Below are 17,823 nucleotides of genomic sequence, written 5' to 3' on the forward strand. Positions count from 1 at the left end.
GGCTTGGATCGCGATCAGGCCGCGCGCGAGGCGCGCTTGCGATCGCTTTCGCTGAGGAACTTCTTGCGCAGGCGGATTTCCTTCGGGGTGACTTCGACCAGCTCGTCGTCCTCGATGAAGTCCAGCGCCTGCTCCAGCGTGTACTTGATCGCCGGGGTCAGCTTGATCGCGTCGTCCTTGCCCGAGGCGCGCATGTTGGTCAGCGGCTTGGGCTTGATCGCGTTGACGGTCAGGTCGTTGTCCTTGGAGTGGATACCGACCAGCTGGCCTTCGTACACCTGATCGCCTTCGGCGGCGAACAGGCGGCCGCGCTCTTCCAGCGGGCCCAGCGAGTAGGCCGGGGTGGTGCCGGCGGCATTGGCGATCATCACGCCGTTGATGCGCTTGGCGATCGCGCCGGTTTCCTTCGGACCGTAATGGTCGAACACGTGGAACAGCAGGCCCGAGCCCTGGGTCAGGGTGCGGAACTCGTTCTGGAAGCCGATCAGGCCACGCGCCGGGATCATGTAGTCCAGGCGCACGCGGCCCTTGCCGTCGGATTCCATATTCTTGAGCTGCGCCTTGCGGGTGCCCAACTTCTCCATCACGCCGCCCTGGTGCTGCTCTTCGATGTCGACCACGAGCTGCTCGACCGGCTCCATCAGCTGGCCGTCGATTTCCTTGATGATCACTTCCGGGCGCGACACCGCCAGCTCGAAGCCTTCGCGGCGCATGTTCTCGATCAGCACCGACAGGTGCAGCTCGCCGCGGCCGGAGACCAGGAACTTGTCGGGGTCGGAACCTTCCTCGACCTTCAGCGCCACGTTATGCAGGGTCTCGCGCTCGAGGCGCTCGCGCAGCTGGCGGCTGGTCAGGAACTTGCCACCGCTGAGTTCCTTGTGACCGGCGAACGGCGAATTGTTGACCTGGAAGGTCATGCTGATCGTCGGTTCGTCGACGGTCAGGGCGGGCAGGGCTTCCGGGGTATCCAGGGCGCAGACGGTGTCGGAGATCGACAGGTCGGCGACGCCGGAGATGGCGACGATGTCGCCGGCCTCGGCTTCCTCGGCCTCGATGCGCTCCAGGCCCATGAAGCCCAGCACCTGCAGGACCTTGCCCTGACGCTTCTTGCCTTCGCGGTCGACCACGCTGACCGGCATGTTGCGGCGGACCTTGCCGCGCTGGATGCGGCCGATGCCGATCAGGCCGACGAAGTTGCTGTAGTCCAGCTGGCTGATGCGCATCTGGAACGGGCCGTCCAGGTCGACCTGCGGCGGCGCCACGTGCTTCATGATCGCTTCGTACAGCGGGGTCATGTCGCCGTCGCGCGCGGAGTCGTCCAGGCTGGCGTAGCCGTGCAGCGCCGAGGCGTACACGATCGGGAAATCGAGCTGCTCGTTGGTGGCGCCGAGCTTGTCGAACAGGTCGAACACCTGATCGATCACCCAGTCTGGGCGCGCGCCGGGGCGGTCGATCTTGTTGACCACCACGATCGGCTTGAAGCCCATCGCGAAGGCCTTCTGGGTCACGAAGCGGGTCTGCGGCATCGGGCCGTCCATCGCGTCGACCAGGATCAGCACCGAGTCCACCATCGACAGCACGCGCTCGACCTCGCCGCCGAAGTCGGCGTGTCCCGGGGTGTCGACGATGTTGATGCGGTTGCCCTGCCAGGTGATGGCGGTGTTCTTGGCCAGGATCGTGATGCCACGTTCCTTTTCCTGGTCGTTGCTGTCCATCGCGCGTTCGGCCAGCACCGTACGTTCCGACAGGGTGCCCGATTGCTTCAACAGGCAGTCGACGAGGGTGGTCTTGCCATGGTCGACGTGGGCGACGATGGCGATATTGCGGAGGTTTTGGATGGACATGCGGAGAGCGCCCTGGGTGTAGAGCGTGGAGGCCTGGAGAGAAGCCGATCATTATACCTGTCAAATGCGACGGCTGCCCGTTCAGCTGAACGGGGTGGGGTATCCTTGTGGATTGGCCCGGCCGTCGCCATGTCGGCGGCAGGTTTCCGGACCCGAACACCCCCTCCATCCACTCCCAGGAGACGGCTATGAGCCTGACCGCCACTTTCGACACCGACCGCGGCCCGATCCGCATCGAGCTCGCCGCCGACAAGGCCCCGCTCACCGTCGCCAACTTCGTCAACCTGGCCCAGCGCGGCTTCTACGACGGCCTGAACTTCCACCGCGTGATCGCCGACTTCATGGTCCAGGGCGGCTGCCCGCTGGGCACCGGCACCGGCGGCCCCGGCTACCGCTTCGAGGACGAGACCCGCAACGGCCTGCCCCACGAGCGCGGCGTGCTGTCCATGGCCAATGCCGGCCCGGGCACCAACGGCAGCCAGTTCTTCATCACCCACATCCCCTGCGCCTGGCTGGACGGCAAGCACACCGTGTTCGGCAAGGTCGTCGAAGGCCTGGACGTGGTCGACGCGATCAAGCAGGGCGACAAGATCAAGTCGGTGAAGATCGACGGCGACGCCGCTGGCGCGCTGGCGGCCAAGGCCGACCGCGTCGCCGAGTGGAACAAGATCCTGTCGCCCTGAGCGGACCCTGAGCTAACCGGCCCCGCGGTCCGAGCGACCGCGGCGGCCGCGCCGGCCGCCCCTGCGGCGCGCCGGCCTCCTGTGGGAGCGGCGTAAGCCGCGATTCGACCGGCCCCGTGGCTGCGAATCGCGGCTTACGCCGCTCCCACAGCATTTGCGGCGAGAGGCTCTCCCCTGCGGTCCCGACGCGGCCTGTTTGCCGATCCCACGCGGTGCGCGTGCGGATCCGGCCCGTGCCCGCGCCGACGCCGCTGCCGCGGGTTTCGCGGTTCGCGCCGGCCGGCGCCGGGATGCCGCTGTGCTACCATTTTGCGGCTCGATTCCGGTGGTTCCGGACGCATTCGGACACCGTACGCAGCGCGTTCGCTCGCACACCTCCCCGCATCCGTCGTACACCACCCCACGAGGTTTCACGATGCCCCAGCTTGCCCGGCGCATCGGTCGCGCCAAGCCCAGCGCGATCATGCAAGTTGCCGAAAAGGCCAAGCGGCTCAAGTCCGAAGGCCGCGACATCATCAGCTTCTCCATCGGCGTCCCCAACTTCCTGCCCGGCGAGCACGTCTACGCCGCGGTGCGCGAGGCGCTGAGCAAGGACAGCGGCCAGTACGGCAGCAACCGCGGCGCCGACGTGCTGCTCGATGCCTTCCTCGAACACATCGGCAAGATCGGTCTGACCGGCTACGGCCGCGTCAACGTGGCCACCGGCATCGGCGCCAAGCACGTGATCTACAACATCGCCGAGGCGCTGTTGGACGAAGGCGACACCATCGTCTTCCCGACCCCGTACTGGACCAGCTATCTCGACATCGCCGAGATCGTCAACGCCAAGATCGACCTGCTGCCGTGCCCGGCCGAGCAGGACTACAAGCTCACGCCCGCGCAGCTCGACGCCGCGCTGGCGCGCAAGCCCAAGGTGTTCCTGTTCAACAATCCGTCCAACCCGACCGGCATGGTCTACGGCAAGGACGAGATCGATGCGCTGGCCGATGTGCTGGTGAAGTATCCGGACACCTGGATCATCACCGACGACATCTACAACCGCATGGTGTTCGACGGCCTGGGCTATCACAACTTCGTGCACGCGCGCCCCGAGCTGCGCGACCGGGTGATCTTCCTGGACTCGCTGTCCAAGACCTACGGCATGCCGGGTTGGCGCGTGGGCTTCATGGCCGGTCCGGAGTCGGTGGCGCAGGCCCTGGCCACGATGAACTCCAACCACATCACCAACATCCCCGAGATGGTCACCGCGGCCGCGGTCGCCGCGTTGAACGGTCCGCAGGACATCCCGACCCAGAAGTGCGCCGAGTTCCAGGCCAAGCGCGATCAGGTCATGGCGGTGATGGACGCGATTCCGGGCGTGATCTGCCCGCGTCCGCAGGGTGCGTTCTACGTGTTCCCGGACATCAGCGTCGCCTACGGCAAGACCCATGCGCCCAGCGGCCAGAAGATCGGCAACGACATGGACTTCTGCAACGTGCTGCTGGAAACCAAGGGCGTGGCCTGCGTGCCGGGCTCGGCCTTCGGCGAACCGCGCGCGTTGCGCATCAGCTACACCTGTCCGACGCCGCAGCTGGCGCCGGGTCTGCAGCGCTTCCAGGAGTTCTTCGCCGAACTCGTCTGAGTCCGGCGCGGAACCGTCAGCGGCGATCGGAGAAGGAATCTCGACATGCGCGTGGTCACCGTCCTGTGGATCGCCGGCGCGCTCGCGCTCGGCGTGGTCGGTTACAAGGCGCTCGGCGGCGACGTCGGCGCGATGCTCGGCATGGGTCCGGAACAACTGCACCCGGACGACCCGCGCCAGCTCACCGGCGACACCAAGATCGTGATGCTGGCGGCGGAATGGTGCGGCTACTGCCGCAAGCAGCAACAAGATTTCGAGCAGGCGAACGTGCGGTATCGCGTGCTCGACGTCGACACACCGGAAGGCGAGCGCGCGGCGCGCGCGCTCGGCTCGCGCGGCGTGCCGGTGACCGTGATCGGGCAGAACGTGATCCACGGTTACCAGACCGACGCGCTCAAGGAAAAACTGACCCCTCTGGGTTACTCCATCTACTGAAGCGGGCCCGCCCGCACCTCACTCCAGCGTAAGGAACCACCCCCATGAAGAATCCCGTCCGCGTTGCCGTCACCGGTGCTGCCGGCCAGATCGGCTACTCGCTGCTGTTCCGCATCGCCTCCGGCGAAATGCTGGGCAAGGACCAGCCCGTGATCCTGCAGTTGCTGGAGCTGCCGCTGGACAAGGCCCAGGCCGCGCTCAAGGGCGTGATGATGGAGCTGGAGGACTGCGCGTTCCCGCTGCTGGCCGGCATGGTCGGCACCGACGACGCCGAGGTCGCGTTCAAGGACGCCGACATCGCCCTGCTGGTCGGCGCGCGTCCGCGCGGCCCGGGCATGGAGCGCAAGGACCTGCTGCTGGAGAACGCCAAGATCTTCACCGCCCAGGGCGCGGCGCTGAACAAGGTCGCCTCGCGCAACGTCAAGGTGCTGGTGGTCGGCAATCCGGCCAACACCAACGCCTACATCGCCATGAAGTCGGCGCCGGATCTGCCGGCCAAGAACTTCACCGCCATGCTGCGCCTGGACCACAACCGCGCGCTGAGCCAGCTCGCCGCCAAGGCCGGCGTCGCCGTGGGCGACATCGAGAACCTGATCGTGTGGGGCAACCACAGCCCGACCATGTACCCGGACTACCGCTTCGCCACCGTCAACGGCCAGTCGCTGAAGGACAAGATCAACGACGCCGACTGGAACGCCAACACCTTCATCCCGCAGGTCGGCAAGCGCGGCGCCGCGATCATCGAGGCGCGCGGTCTGTCCTCGGCCGCCTCGGCCGCCAACGCCGCCATCGACCACATCCGCGACTGGGTGCTGGGCAGCAACGGCAAGTGGGTCACCATGGGCGTGCCCTCGGACGGCAGCTACGGCATCCCGGAGACGGTGATGTACGGCGTGCCGGTGATCACCGCCAACGGCGAGTACACCCGCGTCGAGGGCCTGGAAGTCGACGCCTTCAGCCGCGCCGCGATGGACAAGACCCTGGCCGAGCTCGAGGAAGAGCGCGCCGGCGTCGCCCACCTGCTGGGCTGATCCGCCGCGTCATCGCTGCGAAACGAACGGGGCGGCTTCGGCCGCCCTGTTTTTTTGTGCGGCGCAAAGTCCGTCCGCGCGCACGCCGTGTAGGATCGGTCTGCGCCGCGCCGGCGCGCCGAACCACGCCACGATGGATCAGGGCCCGTACCTGCTGATCGCCGACGACCACCCGATGTTCCGGGCGGCGCTGCGGCATGCCTTGGTCGAGATCGCGCCCGGCGCGCGAATCAGCGAAGTCGCCAGCCGCAGCGCCCTGGAAACCGCGGTAGCCGACGGCACGCCCTACGACCTGGCGATGCTGGACCTGACCATGCCCGGCGCGATGGGCTTCTCCTCGCTGGTCTACCTGCGCGGCGAGCGGCCCGAGCTGCCGGTGTTGATCGTCTCCTCCGACGACCATCCGCGCACGATACGGCGCGCCCAGCAGTTCGGCGCCGCCGGTTTCGTGCCCAAGTCGGCGCCGGCCGAGGCCTTGGGCGAGGCGGTGACCGCGGTGCTCGCCGGTGGCCTGTGGTTTCCGCCGCAGCAGGCCGAACGCAACGAGGCCGACGCGCAACTCGCGCAGCGCCTGGCCCAGCTCACGCCGCAGCAGTTGCGCGTGCTGATGCGCATGGCCGACGGTCTGCTCAACAAGCAGATCGCGCACGAACTGTCGCTGGCCGAGAACACGGTCAAGATCCACGTCACCGCGGTGCTGCGCAAACTCGGCTGCCACTCGCGCACGCAGGCGGCGGTGCTGGTGAAGGCGCTGGCGCTGGACGGTGAAGGCGCGGGTGAGGACGATGCTGGCGGCTGATCGGAACGTCTAGAAGCAAATCCCCCTCAGTCCCCCTTTTTCAAAGGGGGAGGTCCGACACGCGGCGACGCAGGCCGCTGGTCTTCCCCTTCAGCAAAGGGGGAGGTCCGACACGCGGCGGCGAAGGCCGCTGGTTTCCTCCTTCAGCAAAGGGGGAGGTTCTACACCCAGCGACGAAGGCCGCTGGTCTTCCCCCTTTGAAAAAGGGGGATTGAGGGGGATTTGCTCTTGCTCTTCCCTCACCCCAACGCGCGCATCATCAGCGCGCGCAAGGCCGCCGGCCGCAGCGGCTTGGGCAGGAAGCTCCAGCCCAGTTCCTCCGCGCGCTGGCGCAACGATGCGTCGATGTCGGCCGACATCAGGATCACCGGCGGCAGGCCCTGCCAGGCGCGCTGCAGGCGCGGCGCCAGGGCCAGGCCGGTGTCTTCGCCCAGGCGATAGTCGAGCAGCAGCAGGTCCGGCATCGGCGATATCCGCGCCTGCATCTCCGCATCGGCGGCCGAGCCGGCCGCGGTGGTCGCGCAGCCCCAGTCGGCGAGCAGGCGCGCGGCGGCGTCGCGCGAAGCCGCATCGTCGTCGATCACCCAGACCCGGCGCCCGCTGAGGGGCGCCTCGTCCGTGGACGTCGCATCGACTTTCGCGGCGATCAACGCGGCGGCGTCGCCGTACGGCAGCTCCACGGAGAACACGCTGCCGCGTCCCGGCCAGGAGCGCACCCGCACCGGATGCTCCAGCAGCAGCGCGATCCGGCGCACGATCGCCAGGCCCAGGCCGGCGCCGCGCGCGGGCGCGTCGATGCCGCTGTCCAGGCGCTGGAACTCCTCGAAGATGGCCTCGAGCTTGTGCTCGGGGATGCCGGTGCCGCTGTCCCAGACATCCACCCGCACGCCGCCGGCGGTGCGACGCGCGCCGAGCACGACGCGGCCGCCGCGTGGGGTGAACTGCAGCGCGTTGGACACGAAGTTCTGCACGATCCGGCGCAGCAAGGCTTCGTCGCTGTCGACGACGGCGCGGCTGGCGATCACGTGCAGGCGCAGCCCGCGCGCCTGCGCCAGGATCCGGAACGGCCCCTCGATGGCCGCGAACAAGCGCGCCAGCGGGAACGCGCCGCGGCGTACCTGCAGCGCGCCCGACTCCAGGCGCGCGATATCCAGCAGGCTGGCCAGGATGTCGTCCTGCGCCGACAGCGCGGCGTCGATGTGCTCGACCAGTTCCACGCCTTCGCCGTCGACGCGCCGGCGCAGCGAGGACAAGTACATGCGCGCCGCGTTCAAGGGCTGCAGCAGGTCGTGCACGGCGGCGGCGACGAAGCGGGTCTTGGAACGGTTGGCGCGCTCGGCCTCGCCCTTGGCCTCGCGCAGATCGCCGGTGCGTTCCTCGATGCGCCGCTCCAGGCTGTCGGCGAGCGTGCGCAGGTCGCGCGCGGCCTGCTTGTAGGCGGTGATGTCGGCGTAGCTGGTGACGAAGCCGCCGTCGGGCATGGGATTGCCGCGGATCTCGATCACGGTGCCGTCGCCGCGCTCGCGTTCGTGCAGATAAGGCTGGGCGCGTTGCAGGTGGTCGAGGCGGCGCTTGATCGCCTCTTCCGGATCGTCGCCGAGCAGGCCGCGGCGCGCGTTGTAGCGGATCAGGTCCTCGATCGGGCGTCCGACCTGCAGCAACTCCGGCGGGTAGCGGAACAGTTCGGCGTAGCGCTGGTTCCAGGCCACCAAGCGCAGCTGCGCGTCGACTACGCTCACGCCCTGCGGCAAGTGCTCCAGACTCTGGCCTTCGCCGGTGCTGGCGCGGTGCGCGGCCTGGACCACGCCGTCCTGGGCGGTGCGCAGGGCCTGCGCGTGCTGCTCGACCATCTGCTCCAGTTCCAGGCGGCTGCGCAGGCGCAGGCGCGCGATGCGGTGGCGCTGCCACAGCAGCAGCGCCAGCGACACCAGCAGCAGCCAGGCGCCGGCGGCCATCGCGCGCGCCACCCAGGCCGCGCGCACGCTGGGGCCGGTGTCGCGCAGCAGGTGCAGGGTCCAGCCTTCGCGCGCCAGGCGCAGCGATTGCCAGACCAGATCGCGACGGCCGCCGAACTCGCGCACGCGCACCACGCGCGCGTCGACGTCCAGCGTGCGCTGCTGCGCGATCGAGACCGGTCGCAGCGATTGGCCGCGGTACTGCTGGGTGCGTTGCAACTGCGCGCGCTGCGCTGGCTGCAGCGGCGCGAGCATGCGGTAGCGCCACTCCGGGCGGCCGGTCAGGAACACGATGCCGTTGGCGTCGCTGAGCAGGATCAGATCGCCGCGCTCGCTCCAGTCGGACTGGATGTCGTCCAGCACCACCTTCACCGCCACCGCGCCGATCGCGCGGCCCTGCGGATCGCGCACCGCGCGTGCGATGAAGTGACCCGGGCGCTGGGTGGTCACGCCGATCGCGTAGAACTCGCCGCTGCCGCGCGCCATCGCCTGCTGGAAGTAGGGGCGGAACGCGTAGGAGTGACCGACGTTGCTGCTGGGCAGGGTCCAATTGCTGGCAGCGATGCCGATGCCGTTGCGGTCGATCAGGGTCAGGGTGCTGGTGCGATTGGCGAAGTTGAGCTGGACCAAGCGTTCGTTGGCGCGCTGGCGCTGGACCTGGTCCTGCGGGTCCAGCAGGGTCGCTTTGAGCTGCGGATCCAGCGACAGCACCGCCGGCATGATGCGGTAGCGGTCGATGTGCTGTTCCAGCGCCTGCGCGCGCGGCACCAGCACGGCGCGCGCTTCGCTGGCCTGGGCTTGCAGCGCCCGCGCGTAGGCGATGCGCCCGGCGATCAGCATCGACAGCAGCATGCCGGCCAGGATCAGGGCGATCCACAGCACGGTGTGCAACTGGCGGCGACGCGGGATCACGGTCAGGGTCGGTGGGTGGCGGGCCTAGGCCAAGACTAGCGGCTCTGCGCGCGGCGCGCCCAGGCCTGGCGCCTAGAAATTGACCTGCGCGCGCAGTTCCAGCACGCGTGGGTCCGCCGCCAGCGCGCCGCGCTCGGCGGCCACGCGCACGTAGTTGGCCTGGAACTTGAAATGCGTGCTGAGATACCAGTTCAGGCCCAAGGTGAGATCGCGCTGATGACCGCCGGCGATGCCGGCATGGTCGAGGTCGAGTTCGCCGTAGCGCAGCAGCGCCTCGACCGCGCCGTAACCGTGCGCGGGTTTGACGTTGCCGACGTTGCCGGCCGCGTAAGGGCGGGTCTCGCCGGTGAGCACCCAGCTGCCGGTGACGTAATAGCCATTCGCGGTGTAGTCCTCCAGGCCGTTCTCGCGTTGCGCGGTGGCGCGCAGGACCTCGGCCTGCACCGACAGCGGGCCGTCGATCCACAAGGCCTCGAAGCCGTTGCGCACGATGCGGTCGACCTCGCGCAGGCTGCCGCTGTCGACCAGACGCACCGCGGTCAGGCCGGCCTCGGGCCGCGCGCGGAAACGCGCCGACGGGCCGAACCAGGTGCCGCGACCGTCGCGGTAGCCGTGCGGGTTCTCGACCGAGCCCGACAGCGCCAGATGGATCACCTGGTCCTTGTCCTTGACCGGCGTCCAGATCGCGCGCGCCGCGGCGGTGGTGCCGGGGTTGTCGCCTTGCAGGTCGGTGCCGAAGAAGTACGCCGCGCTGAGACCGTAGCGCGCGCGGTCCAGGGACCATTCCACGCCGGTGCGGCGGCCTTCGTAGATCGCCTGCGAGGCCGCCGAGGCTTCCAGCATGCTGCCCGCGCGCGAGGCGGCGGTACTTTCCATGCTGACCGGGGTCTTGAAGTAGCCGATGCGGATCTTGCCGTAGTCGCGATCGAACAGGGCGCGCGTTTCCACTCGCAGGGCCACGTCCAGCCAGAGCTTGGACTGGAAATCCATGACCGCGGTGAAGTCGTACACGTCCTTCTTCTTGACCACGATGCCGAACTCCTTGCGCCGGTTGGTGTGCGCGTCCTCCAGCGTGGTCGCGGCGGTGCCGTAGCCGTCGTCGCCGGAGAAATCGTCGAGGTCCCAGGCGTAGTTCAGGGTGCCGGAAATCTCGGTGCCGTCGGCGAGGGCGAACTTGGTTGGCCAGTCGTCGCCGGCGTGGGCGGCGGTGGCGGCGGACAGGGCGAAGGCGAACAGACAGGCGCGACGGGGCAGGGGGGGCATGGTCGGTCTCTCCGGTACGCGACGCGCAGGCGCGCGCCGCCGGCGGGCGTGGCGGCGCCCGGGGCTTGCGGGTGGGGATGGAGCGCGCGCGGGGCGATCCCGCGCGCAGGGGATCGGCGGGCGCCGATCAGCCGCTGGTTTCGGACACGCGCGGCGCGCGTTCCAAGGCCAACTCGGCGTCGAGGTCGGCGACGCTGGGCGGATTGAGCAGTTCGTGCTGCAGGCGGTCGCGGTCGAGCTCGTTCTCCCAGCGCGCGACCACGATGGTGGCCACGCCGTTGCCGATGATGTTGGTCAGCGCGCGCGCTTCGCTCATGAAGCGGTCGATGCCCAGGATCAGCGCCAGCCCGGCCACCGGCACCGACGGCACCACGGTCAGGGTCGCGGCCAGGGTGATGAAACCGGCGCCGGTCACGCCCGAGGCGCCCTTGGAGGTCAGCATCGCCACCGCCAGCAGGGTCAGTTCCTGGGTCAGGGTGAGCTCGACGTTGAGCGCCTGGGCGACGAAGATCGCGGCCATGGTCAGGTAGATGTTGGTGCCGTCGAGATTGAAGGAATAACCGCTGGGCACGACCAGCCCGACCACCGGCTTGGAGCAGCCCAGGCGTTCGAGCTTGCGCATCAGCGGCACCAGCGCCGACTCCGAGGACGAGGTGCCCAGCACCAGCAGCAGTTCGTCGCGGATGTAGCGGATGAAGCGCAGGATGCTGAAGCCGGTGAGACGCGCGATCAGGCCCAGTACCACCAGCACGAACAGCGCGCAGGTCAGGTAGAAGCTGCCCATCAGCTTGAGCAGCGGGCCCAGCGATTCGATGCCGAACTTGCCGATGGTGAAGGCCATCGCCGCGCCGGCGCCGATCGGGGCCAGCTTCATGATCATGCTCATGATGCCGAAGAAGGCCTTCGACAGCGTCTCGAACAGGTCCATGACCTTCTCGCCCGCCTTGCCCATGTGCAGCAGGGCGAAGCCGAACAGCACCGCCAGCAGCAGCACCTGCAACAGGCTGCCTTCGCCGGTGAAGGCGTCGGTGAAGGTCTTGGGGATGATGTGGAGCAGGAAATCGACCGTGCTTTGTTCCTCGGCCTTATGCGCGTAGCCGATCGCCTCGGCGACCTTCTTGGGATCGAGGTCGGCGACGTTGACGTTGAAACCGGCGCCGGGCTTGAGCGTATTGACCACGACCAGGCCGATCACCAGGGCGAAGGTCGATACGACCTCGAAATACAGAATCGCCTTCGCGCCGACGCGCCCCACCTTCTTGACGTCGGCCACGCCGGCGATGCCCAGCACCACGGTCAGGAAGATGATCGGCGCGATCAGCATCTTGATCAGGCCGATGAAGCCGTCGCCCAGCGGCTTGAGCTTGACGCCGAAGTCGGGGAAGAAATGGCCGACGGCGCCGCCCAGCACGATCGCGCCGAGCACCCAGAGATAGAAACGCGAGCCGGGAGATTTCATGGGGTCAGTTCCGAGGCGTGAGGGGGTTCAGTCGCGGTCGATGTGCGAGGTCTTGCGGGTGTCGGGCATCAGCGCGTAGACCAGCAGCGAGCAGAAGATGCAGGCGCTGACGTACCAGAAGAAGCCGCTTTCCATGCCCAGTTGCTTGAACTTGATCGCGATCGGTTCGGCGGTGCCGCCGAACAAGGCCACGGTGAGCGCGTAGGGCAGGCCCACGCCGAGCGCGCGGATCTCCACCGGGAACAGCTCGGCCTTCACCACCGCGTTGATCGCGGTGTAGCCGCTGACCGCGCTGAGCAGGATCATGATCAGCCAGAACGCCTCCATCGGCGTCTGCGCATCCTGAATCAGATGCATCACCGGCACCGTCAACACCGTGCCCAGCACGCCGAACGCGATCAGCAGCGGGCGCCGGCCGATCCGGTCCGAGAGCGCGCCCACCAGCGGCTGCATCAGCATGTAGACGAACAGGCTGCCGGCGTTGATCAGCGACGCGGTCTCCTTGTCGAAGCCGGCGCTGAGGGTGAGGTACTTCAGCATGTAGTTGGTGTAGGTGTAGAACGCCAGCGTGCCGCCCATGGTCAGGCCGATCACGGTCAGCACCGCGCGCGGGTGGCGCATCAGGGTGCGCAGCGAGCCTTCGCGCGGCTTGGCGGCCTCGTTGTTCTGCAGCTTCGTGAAGGACTCGGTCTCCATCATGTTGCGGCGCAGGTACAGCGCGATGATCGCGGCCAACGCACCGATCGCGAACGGGATGCGCCAGCCCCAAGCCTTGAGCTGGGCCTCGTCGAGCACGAACTGCTGCAGCACGATCAGCACCAGCAGGGCCAGCAGCTGGCCCATGATCAGGGTCACGTACAGAAAACTGGACCAGAAGCCGCGGTTCTCGCGCGTGGCCATCTCGCTCAGATAGGTCGCCGAGCTGCCGTACTCGCCACCCACGCTCAGGCCCTGCAGCAGGCGAGCGAACACCAGCAGGATCGGCGCGAGCACGCCGATGGTCTCGTAGCCCGGGGTGAAGGTGATGATCAGCGAGCCGCCGCACATCAGCAGCACCGACAGCATCAGCGCCGCCTTGCGACCGTGGCGGTCGGCGTAGCGACCGAACACCCAGCCGCCCAGCGGCCGCATCAGGAAGCCCACCGCGAAGATCGCCGCGGTATTCAGGGCCTGCGACAAACTGTCGCCCGCTGGGAAGAAGGTCTTGGCGAAATACAACGAGAAGGCGGTGTAGACGTACCAGTCGTAGTACTCGACCAAGTTGCCGATCGAACCGCTGAAGATCGACTTCAAACGCTGCCCGGCGCCGATCGGCGCGGCCTGGGGGAGGGCGGAGGCGGGGCTGATGGCGCTCAAGGACGGCTCCTGCGGTTGCGGCGGCGGGACGGACCGACCCATCGCGACGCCGGGGACGATGGTGGACGCGGGGGCGCGGGCGGCCAATAGCACCTTAAGGCTAGCCGGAAAGGCTTAGGGGGCGGGGGGCTCGCGTTGTGACCCCGGAGCGCCCAGCCCAACCGCGCCGATGGCCGTAGGGTGCGGCGAGCGAACGCGAACCGCACCATCGCGCCATTCCGAGCCCCCGCGACGGTGCGGTTGTCACCGCACCCTACGGGCGAGCCGGCGCCTATACCAAGGTCGTAACGCGCCCTTGCGCGCCTTGGTCTAGCCTGCCGTGAGACCCGGACCGTACAGGCGCCGCATGAGCTACGAGGAGTTCTACCGTCGTTCGATCGAGCAGCCCGAGGCGTTCTGGGCCGAACAGGCGCGCGCGATCCATTGGCACAAGCCGCCCGAACGCATCCTCGACTACGACCGGCCGCCGTTCCGGCGCTGGTTCGTCGGCGGCGAAACCAATCTTTGCTACAACGCGCTCGACCGGCACCTGGAGGCGCGCGGCGATCAGCTCGCGCTGGTCGCGATTTCCAGCGAAACCGGGCAGACCCGCGAGCTCAGCTATCGCGAGCTGCACCGCGAGGTCAACGCCTTCGCCGCGGTGCTGAAGTCCCTGGACGTGGTCCGCGGCGACCGGGTGGTGATCTACATGCCGAACATGGCCGAGGCGGTGTTCGCGATGCTGGCCTGCGCGCGCATCGGCGCGGTGCATTCGGTGGTGTTCGGCGGCTTCGCCGCGCACAACCTGGCCCTGCGCATCGACGACGCCACGCCCAAGCTGTTGATCTGCGCCGACGCCGGCATGCGCGGCGGCAAGGTGATCCCCTACAAGCCGCTGGTCGATGCCGCCTGCGCCGAAGCTGCCTCGCCGCCGCCGCGGGTGCTGGTGGTGAATCGCGGGCTGGACCCGGAACTGCGGCTGATCGCCGGACGCGACCTCGACTACGCCGAGCTACGTGCGCGCCACGCCGACGCGACCGTCGCTGTGGAATGGCTGGAATCCAACGAACCCAGCTACCTGCTCTACACCTCCGGCACCACCGGCAAGCCCAAGGGCGTGCAGCGCGATGTCGGCGGCTATGCGGTCGCGCTGGCCCTGTCGATGTGGTCGATCTACGACGTGCGCGCCGGCCAGGTCATGTTTTCGACCTCGGACGTAGGCTGGGCGGTGGGGCATTCCTACAACGTCTACGGGCCGCTGATCGCGGGCGCGACCTCGGTGCTGTACGAAGGCCTGCCCACCCACCCCGACCCCGGCATCTGGTGGCGCATCTGCGAGCAGTACGGCGTGCGCACCATGTTCTCCTCGCCGACCGGCATCCGCGTGCTCAAGAAGCAGGATGCGGCCTGGTTGAAGGCGCACGACCTGTCGCGCCTGCACTGGCTGTTCCTGGCCGGCGAGCCGCTGGACGAGCCGACCGCGCACTGGATCACCGACGGCATCGGCAAGCCCATCATCGACAACTACTGGCAGACCGAGACCGGCTGGCCGGTGCTGGCGCTGATGCCCGGCCTGGACATGCGGCCGATCAAGTTCGGCTCGCCCGGCCTGCCCACGCCGGGCTACCGCCTGCGCGTGATCGACGAGGCCACGGGCCGCGATGTCGGCGCCAACGAGAAGGGCGTGCTGGTGATCGTGCCGCCGCTGCCGCCGGGCTGCATGAGCACGGTCTGGAACGACGACGCGCGCTTCCTGTCCAGCTACTTCGGCCATTTCAAGGAGCTGCTGTACAGCTCGCTGGATTGGGCGATCCGCGACGACGACGGCTACACCTTCATCCTCGGTCGCACCGACGACGTGATCAACGTCGCCGGGCACCGCCTGGGCACGCGCGAGATCGAGGAGTCGGTGGCCTCGCATCCGGCCGTGGCCGAGGCGGCGGTGGTCGGCGTGCACGACGAGCTCAAGGGCCAGGTGCCGGTGGTGTTCGCCACCCTCAAGCAGGCCGGCGATCAGGACCCCGCGCGCGCCGCCGCCGGCATGCGTCAGTGCGTGGTCGATCAACTCGGTGCGGTGGCGCGGCCGGCGCGGGTGTACGTGGTCGCGGCCCTGCCCAAGACGCGTTCGGGCAAGCTGCTGCGGCGTTCGATCCAGGCCTTGGCGGAAAGCCGCGACCCCGGCGATCTGTCGACCCTGGACGATCCGGCAGCGCTGGACGAGGTACAACGCGCATTGGCACGCGGCGAGGACGCTTGAGGCGCACCGCGGCATCGCGTTTGGGTAAAACGGGCCGATCGCATCCGCCGCGCCCCGCGTTTGACGCCGCCTTGCTGCGCGCTCCGCTACCATGACGCCTTCACTGCCACGGAACGCGGCCGACACGATGGAACACGACGAGGGCGGTAACGACGACCGCAACCCGGACCAGGCCGGCTGGGACGCGATCGATCGCGCGCTGGCGCCGTTGTACGGCGAGCAGGAACCGCGCCACTACGGCACCTTGATCAAACACGCGCTGGGCGGCCCGGATCCGCTGGACGGCATCAGCGCCTACAAGCGCGAGCAGCCGGTGCCGCACTGGCACTTCGTCAGCTACGGCCTGTCCGAGTTGTACGCCAAGGAATCCGAGGACCCCGAGCGCAGCGGTTGGGGCTTCGAGCTGACCTTCCGCCTGCGCGACGACAGCGATGCGAGCGAGCCACCGGTGTGGGCGCTGAACTTCCTGCAGAACCTCGCGCGCTACGTCTTCGGCAGCGGCAACGCCTTCGCCGACGGCCACTACCTCAACGCCAACGGCCCGATCGCGGCGGACAGCGATACCCGCATCCGCTCGGTGGCGTTCGTGCGCGATCCCGAACTGGGCGAGATCGACAGCCCGCACGGAAAGCTCGAGTTCCTGCAGGTGGTCGGCCTGACCAATGAGGAGGAACTCGCGCTTAAGCGCTGGTCGACGCGCAAGGTGCTGCAGGCGTTCGAGCCGCACATGCCGCTGTGGATCACCGATCTGGAGCGCGACTCGTTGATGCAGGAATCGGAGATCGCCGCCGAGATCGCCGCCGGCACCGCCAGTGACGGCTCCGACACCGGCTTCGTGTTCGTCGACGGCCTGTCCTGGCAGCAACAGGCACGGCGCTGGCGCAAGCCGCTGACCACGGTGGTGCTGGGCGCGCGCCAGGTCGGCGAGTTGCTGGCGCTGCTGCCGCTGCGGCTGCCGTTCGCCAAGCCGTTCGCGCTGGTCGGGGCGGAGTGCCGGATCGAGTTCGAGCACGCCCGGCGCAATGCCGCCACGGCCGACGGCGCGGACCTGCGCCTGAGCCTGACCGCCGACACCCTGCGCGAGCTGGTCGCGAACCTGCAGGCGCGCGAGGGCCAGTACCCCCTGCGCAGTTTCGACCTGCTGTCCTTCCTGGTGCGCAAGACCCAGATCAAGGACGCCGAAGGCCGGGTGGTCCAGACCATAGGCTGAGCGCCCGGGGTGGCCCCAACAGCCGGACTCGGCGTGGTCGGCCGGGGCGGAGGGCGCCGGCCGGCTCGGACGGCTGGGGTAAAATGGCCGGATCGCCCCTGAGTCCCGGGGCCGATCACAACGGAGCCAGCATGAGCCATCCTTCCGCCGGCGCGCAGTTCCGCGCCGCTCTAGCCGCCGAATCGCCCTTGCAGGTGATGGGCGCGATCACCGCCTATGCCGGCCTGATGGCCAAGCGCACCGGTTACAAGGCGCTGTACCTGTCCGGCGGCGGCGTCGCCGCCAATTCGCTGGGCGTGCCCGATCTGGGCATCAGCACCATGGAAGACGTGCTCACCGACGCGCGCCGCATCGTCGACGCCACCGGCCTGCCGCTGCTGGTCGACATCGACACCGGCTGGGGCGGCGCCTTCAACATCGGCCGCACCATCCGTTCCTTCATCAACGTCGGCGTCGCCGCCGTGCACATGGAAGACCAGGTCGGCCAGAAGCGCTGCGGCCACCGTCCGGGCAAGGAAGTGGTGAGCAAGCAGGAAATGGTCGACCGGGTGAAGTCCGCGGTCGACGCGCGCACCGACGAGCAGTTCGTGATCATGGCGCGTACCGACGCGGCCGCGGTCGAGGGCATCGACTCGGCGATCGAGCGCGCGGTGGCCTACGTCGAGGCCGGCGCCGACATGATCTTCCCCGAGGCCATGAACACGCTCGAGGACTACCGCCGCTTCAAGGCCGCGGTGAAGGTGCCGATCCTGGCCAACCTGACCGAATTCGGCTCCACCCCGTTTTTCACCACCGACGAGCTGCGCGACGCCGGCGTCGATATCGCCCTGTACTGCTGCGGCGCCTATCGCGCCATGAACAAGGCCGCGCTGCATTTCTACGAGACCGTGCGCCGCGAAGGCACGCAGAAGAACATCGTCGATACCCTGCAGACGCGCGCGCAGCTGTACGACTTCCTCAACTATCACGCTTACGAAGACAAGCTCGACCAGCTCTTCGCGCAAGACAAATAACAAGGA

The 17,823-nt window shown here is 68.4% G+C and carries 13 protein-coding genes; 8 read left to right on the forward strand and 5 right to left on the reverse strand.

All coding sequences use genetic code 11. The features are described from left to right. Positions 1-14: 14 nt before the first annotated feature. On the reverse strand, positions 15-1,844 hold the full coding sequence (typA, locus tag ASD69_RS00170) for a translational GTPase TypA (protein WP_056172367.1): 1,830 nt from the start codon (positions 1,842-1,844) through the stop codon (positions 15-17). 188 nt (positions 1,845-2,032) lie between these two features. On the opposite strand from typA, the gene ASD69_RS00175 reads away from it, so the two are divergent. From ASD69_RS00175 to ASD69_RS00195, 5 genes are all read left to right on the forward strand, one after another. Further along, positions 2,033-2,527, forward strand: coding sequence for a peptidylprolyl isomerase (locus ASD69_RS00175; protein ID WP_056172370.1), 495 nt, complete (start codon positions 2,033-2,035; stop codon positions 2,525-2,527). Positions 2,528-2,942: 415 nt separating this feature from the next. Then, entirely contained in the window at positions 2,943-4,148 is a 1,206-nt protein-coding gene (locus ASD69_RS00180; RefSeq protein ID WP_056172373.1) for an aminotransferase class I/II-fold pyridoxal phosphate-dependent enzyme, read from the forward strand. 45 nt (positions 4,149-4,193) lie between these two features. Beyond that, positions 4,194-4,583, forward strand: coding sequence for a glutaredoxin domain-containing protein (locus tag ASD69_RS00185; protein ID WP_056172376.1), 390 nt, complete (start codon positions 4,194-4,196; stop codon positions 4,581-4,583). Positions 4,584-4,627: 44 nt separating this feature from the next. Then, positions 4,628-5,614, forward strand: a complete 987-nt coding sequence (locus tag ASD69_RS00190; RefSeq protein ID WP_056172379.1) for a malate dehydrogenase — start codon at positions 4,628-4,630, stop codon at positions 5,612-5,614. A gap of 133 nt (positions 5,615-5,747) precedes the next feature. Then, positions 5,748-6,413 carry a response regulator transcription factor gene (locus ASD69_RS00195; RefSeq protein ID WP_056172382.1) on the forward strand — a complete coding sequence of 222 codons (666 nt, stop codon included), beginning with the start codon at positions 5,748-5,750 and terminating at the stop codon, positions 6,411-6,413. 239 nt (positions 6,414-6,652) lie between these two features. Here the strand turns inward: ASD69_RS00195 and ASD69_RS00200 are convergent, their stop codons facing one another. The 4 genes from ASD69_RS00200 to ASD69_RS00215 all read right to left on the reverse strand — a co-directional run bounded on the left by ASD69_RS00200 (position 6,653) and on the right by ASD69_RS00215 (position 13,358). Then, entirely contained in the window at positions 6,653-9,220 is a 2,568-nt protein-coding gene (locus ASD69_RS00200; protein WP_082576342.1) for a hybrid sensor histidine kinase/response regulator, read from the reverse strand. Between the two features lie 132 nt (positions 9,221-9,352). After that, positions 9,353-10,543 (reverse strand): porin, encoded by a 1,191-nt coding sequence (locus ASD69_RS00205; protein ID WP_056172388.1) that lies wholly within the window; start codon positions 10,541-10,543, stop codon positions 9,353-9,355. 127 nt (positions 10,544-10,670) lie between these two features. Further along, positions 10,671-12,002, reverse strand: coding sequence for a dicarboxylate/amino acid:cation symporter (locus ASD69_RS00210; RefSeq protein WP_056172390.1), 1,332 nt, complete (start codon positions 12,000-12,002; stop codon positions 10,671-10,673). A gap of 27 nt (positions 12,003-12,029) precedes the next feature. After that, positions 12,030-13,358 (reverse strand): MFS transporter, encoded by a 1,329-nt coding sequence (locus ASD69_RS00215; protein ID WP_056176309.1) that lies wholly within the window; start codon positions 13,356-13,358, stop codon positions 12,030-12,032. Between the two features lie 346 nt (positions 13,359-13,704). On the opposite strand from ASD69_RS00215, the gene prpE reads away from it, so the two are divergent. The 3 genes from prpE (at position 13,705) to prpB (ending at position 17,817) form a co-directional block, all read left to right on the forward strand. Further along, a complete protein-coding gene (gene prpE, locus ASD69_RS00220) occupies positions 13,705-15,594 on the forward strand; it encodes a propionate--CoA ligase (protein ID WP_056172395.1) in 1,890 nt (629 codons plus the stop codon). Between the two features lie 127 nt (positions 15,595-15,721). Beyond that, entirely contained in the window at positions 15,722-16,804 is a 1,083-nt protein-coding gene (locus ASD69_RS00225) for a suppressor of fused domain protein (RefSeq protein WP_056172398.1), read from the forward strand. Positions 16,805-16,935: 131 nt separating this feature from the next. Then, positions 16,936-17,817, forward strand: a complete 882-nt coding sequence (gene prpB / locus ASD69_RS00230; protein WP_056172401.1) for a methylisocitrate lyase — start codon at positions 16,936-16,938, stop codon at positions 17,815-17,817. The last annotated feature ends 6 nt before the right edge of the window (positions 17,818-17,823 follow it).

This window comes from Lysobacter sp. Root604 (assembly GCF_001427505.1).
In the GTDB taxonomy this organism is placed as follows: Bacteria; Pseudomonadota; Gammaproteobacteria; order Xanthomonadales; family Xanthomonadaceae; genus Lysobacter.

Bases quoted from the DNA above. Each gene is read 5' to 3' on its own strand.
- ASD69_RS00195 (WP_056172382.1), top strand. From the start codon at position 5,748: ATGGATCAGGGCCCGTACCTGCTGATCGCCGACGACCACCCGATGTTC.
- ASD69_RS00225 (WP_056172398.1), top strand. From the start codon at position 15,722: ATGGAACACGACGAGGGCGGTAACGACGACCGCAACCCGGACCAGGCC.
- ASD69_RS00190 (WP_056172379.1), top strand. From the start codon at position 4,628: ATGAAGAATCCCGTCCGCGTTGCCGTCACCGGTGCTGCCGGCCAGATC.
- typA (WP_056172367.1), bottom strand. From the start codon at position 1,844: ATGTCCATCCAAAACCTCCGCAATATCGCCATCGTCGCCCACGTCGAC.
- ASD69_RS00200 (WP_082576342.1), bottom strand. From the start codon at position 9,220: ATGCTGCTGTCGATGCTGATCGCCGGGCGCATCGCCTACGCGCGGGCG.
- ASD69_RS00205 (WP_056172388.1), bottom strand. From the start codon at position 10,543: ATGCCCCCCCTGCCCCGTCGCGCCTGTCTGTTCGCCTTCGCCCTGTCC.
- ASD69_RS00185 (WP_056172376.1), top strand. From the start codon at position 4,194: ATGCGCGTGGTCACCGTCCTGTGGATCGCCGGCGCGCTCGCGCTCGGC.
- ASD69_RS00210 (WP_056172390.1), bottom strand. From the start codon at position 12,002: ATGAAATCTCCCGGCTCGCGTTTCTATCTCTGGGTGCTCGGCGCGATC.
- prpB (WP_056172401.1), top strand. From the start codon at position 16,936: ATGAGCCATCCTTCCGCCGGCGCGCAGTTCCGCGCCGCTCTAGCCGCC.
- ASD69_RS00175 (WP_056172370.1), top strand. From the start codon at position 2,033: ATGAGCCTGACCGCCACTTTCGACACCGACCGCGGCCCGATCCGCATC.
- prpE (WP_056172395.1), top strand. From the start codon at position 13,705: ATGAGCTACGAGGAGTTCTACCGTCGTTCGATCGAGCAGCCCGAGGCG.
- ASD69_RS00180 (WP_056172373.1), top strand. From the start codon at position 2,943: ATGCCCCAGCTTGCCCGGCGCATCGGTCGCGCCAAGCCCAGCGCGATC.